This window comes from Vibrio sp. M250220 (assembly GCF_036533795.1).
Taxonomy (GTDB): domain Bacteria; phylum Pseudomonadota; class Gammaproteobacteria; order Enterobacterales; family Vibrionaceae; genus Vibrio.
Genome location: NZ_JATABI010000101.1, coordinates 1 through 3,067, shown reverse-complemented (window position 1 = coordinate 3,067; position 3,067 = coordinate 1). Strand labels below are relative to the sequence as shown.

3 protein-coding genes and 1 pseudogene are annotated in these 3,067 nt (G+C 38.0%); 2 read left to right on the top strand and 2 right to left on the bottom strand.

What is annotated here, in order from left to right; translation table 11 throughout:
- Positions 1-90, top strand: a pseudogene (locus QTN94_RS19455) (IS200/IS605 family transposase); the annotation flags it as partial.
- Between the two features lie 55 nt (positions 91-145).
- Here the strand turns inward: QTN94_RS19455 and QTN94_RS19450 are convergent.
- Positions 146-340, bottom strand: a complete 195-nt coding sequence (locus tag QTN94_RS19450) for a hypothetical protein (protein WP_331428592.1) — start codon at positions 338-340, stop codon at positions 146-148.
- 122 nt (positions 341-462) lie between these two features.
- A complete protein-coding gene (locus tag QTN94_RS19445; RefSeq protein WP_331428591.1) occupies positions 463-2,343 on the bottom strand; it encodes a methyl-accepting chemotaxis protein in 1,881 nt (626 codons plus the stop codon).
- 532 nt (positions 2,344-2,875) lie between these two features.
- Between QTN94_RS19445 and QTN94_RS19440 the strand changes: the two genes are divergently transcribed.
- Positions 2,876-3,067: transposase (locus QTN94_RS19440; RefSeq protein WP_331428590.1), on the top strand; the 192-nt coding region annotated here is incomplete at its 3' end.

Genomic DNA, 3,067 nt, shown 5'->3' with positions numbered 1-3,067 from the left:
GAGGAAATTATACGCAGGTATGTCCGACATCAAGATCGTGTGGGAAAGGAAGAAGAGGAGCGTCAGATGCGTCTTGGGTTAGAAAACTAACAGTGAGCCCCCTTTTAGGGGGCCTTTCAAAGCCACCTGCTATGCAGGTGGATTTTTACTTGGATTTTGACGTTTCTCCAAGCGCACACTTGTCATAAAAAATTTTGGTAATGCTATAAGAACAATCTTCGTGTTTTGGTAAGTCACTTTTATTCTCAACCAACAACTTAATGTCGTCTTGGAAGCAAGCGATAGTAACTTCATTAAGCCTTTTTACTTCTTCATTATTACAAACTTCTAACCAATACATAAGAGGTACCTTATTGCTTTTATATCTACCTAAATGGTTTATTACATTATTCTTGTTGCGATGAGGTCTGCTCACTTGGAGAAAACCCCATCACATCAGAAGCACCAAATTAATTTGACAATTTATATTTTAAAGAACCTTAATTCACTTTTTTGTTGCTCGGCCATCTGTGATAACTCAACAGATGCTTGAAGCGTTTCGTCAATACCAGATACGTTTTGCTGAACTAAGTCAAACGCCGAAGTTGTATTCTTGGAAATATCTTCAGTTACACAAAATTGCTCTTGTGCTGCCGTAGCCACCAAAGTGTTGATTTCTGATATAGATTCCACGGCGCTTGATATATCTGAAAATGAAGCTTTAACGTTATAAATGAGCTCAACTGACTGCTCAATTAGGTTGACATTCTTCTCCATATTTTCTTGTGCTCTCTCCGACTGTTTCTGAAGCTTCTCAATGATTTCCTGGATGCTTATTGTCGATTTCTGCGTTTTTGAGGCAAGGTTACGAACTTCGTCTGCTACAACCGCGAACCCTCGCCCATGGTCACCGGCTCTTGCAGCCTCAATCGCGGCATTCAGTGCCAATAGGTTTGTCTGTTCAGAAATAGAATTAATCACCTCTGTAACGGAGCCAATTTCAAGAGCAAATTGTCTGAGCTCTGCTACTAGATTGGCACTCTGATTAACCGAGGCGTTAATTGAGCTGGTCAAATTAATGTTATCTTCTAACATAATCTGTCCTCTTTCTACGTTGCCTTTAGCGCCTTTGGCTTTATCTTCAGCTAAAGCCGCCTGTTGGCTGACCTCTTGAGAAGTCGAAGAAAGTTCATTAATAGCGGTGGAAATCTGCTCCATTTGTTGTAACTCTTCAAGGGCGTTAGATTTAGTATCACTCATAACTACGTTTAGCTGTTGCGATGCTGAAGAAACTCTTTCTGATATACCATGTGAGTTTTTTATAAGCTCAGACAACTGTTTAGATAACTTAATTAAAGATTGGTATATGCCTGTTTCTTTCCCTGTGCTATCTAACTGTTTTGTTAAGTCCCCAATTGCCATTTCCTCAATCAACTTTGCAATTTCCATAGGGGACCCACCAACAGGCTTGAGGACAAGCTTATTGACTAGGGCTAACATAACCAAAGCCGATATAACTAAAGCCCCACCACCTATCAAAAGAGAGTTAACTAATTGACGATTTGCATTTGTCTGAATGGCATCATGAGTAGAGTAATTGACAAACTGCCACCCGCTTACTTCATTATTTCCCCAATACGCGGTAAATGTTGTATCAATGCCTCGTACATCTGCAGTATAGGTAAGTTGTGTATTACCAGTTCGGAATTGTTTGTAAACAGGTCGGACATCATAAATATTTTTACCGTTCAATTCAGGGTAAGCAGTGAAGATAATTTTTCCATTTTTAGAATAAATGAAAATGTCCGAGCGACCAGAAAAAACGTTGAAAACAGACGATGTATGAATCGTCAAGAGAACCAGAGTATCATTGTCAATTTTACGAGCAATAGCTATAACCTCGTTTCCACTATCTGCCGATTGGTAAGGCTCCGAGACAAAATACGTTGAGTTATCTTCAAAGATAGCTAAATAGTAATCTCGCTTTGAACTTCTAGGGTTGAAATCTAATTTTCTACCAGTATGGTCAAAACTATCACCGTTTCGCCTGATTAGGTAAACACCATCAACCTTATTTCCTTCCACCCTATGCAACATTTGAAGCTGTGACAAAATGCTTTTAGTTGGTACACCATCAAAAATTTCTGCTGACGCGAAACTCACACTATTTAAGTTATCTAAATAGTTGTCGAAACTTTCATAAAGTACCCTCTCTATTGTATTGTTTTTTTCGTTAATAATTGCCTTCGTTAAAGAAACACTTTCTTCTTTAAACGCTAGAAAATTCACAGCAACCAAGGAGGTTATAATGGCTACGACTAATAAACTTAATGTTGTTAATATTTGAAATTTGAATTTATTCATTTTCTCCGGCTTCTTTTTATGTCCCAATATAATCTATCCCAGAGACGATGTGTAAAAATCATCACTAGCTAAATTGGTGTTACTACCAAGTTTAATTATTTTATGCATTCCTTTTGGTACGATTTTCTATCGCTCATCATTGATTTTAAATCTTGCATTTTGAGATTTAAAATCTCTATGTTGGTGTATATTTCTTCCATAATCGATTTTAGCACCTGTTCTCTACTCAAGTCTGATTCCACTAAACTATTAACCCATTCCTGAGCCTCGATTAGATTTTTTCAACTCTTACTATTCATGCACTCCCCCTTGATTTAAAAATATCAATAACAGTTGTAGTTCTACGCCATATGATGTTCCGAATATAACAAGCTTCTCCAAATGATAAATGTAGGAACTTGCTTGCCCGCTTGTAAGTTTAGTCCTATTTTGTTTATTGTCTAGGGTCTGTTGATCTTTCGTGATGATTTTTTGAACGGCATGGTGAAGGTTATAATCATTTCGCCAAAAACAAATCACAACTGAGTTCACCATGCCAAGGACAATGCTAACTGATAAACGATGGGAAAAGCTATTTCAAGTGATGACGAGTACCGGTCGAGTTTATAATAAACCAGAGCATCGGATGACTTTCGAAGGGATACTGTTTCGAATGAGAACTGGCGTGCCATGGAGAGATTTACCTTCTGAATTCGGTGAGTGGAGTACCGTTTATAGACGCTTC

What these genes read in the sequence shown, in the direction of transcription:
- QTN94_RS19450 (WP_331428592.1), bottom strand. Translation starts at nt 340, where the DNA reads ATGTATTGGTTAGAAGTTTGTAATAATGAAGAAGTAAAAAGGCTTAAT.
- QTN94_RS19445 (WP_331428591.1), bottom strand. Translation starts at nt 2,343, where the DNA reads ATGAATAAATTCAAATTTCAAATATTAACAACATTAAGTTTATTAGTC.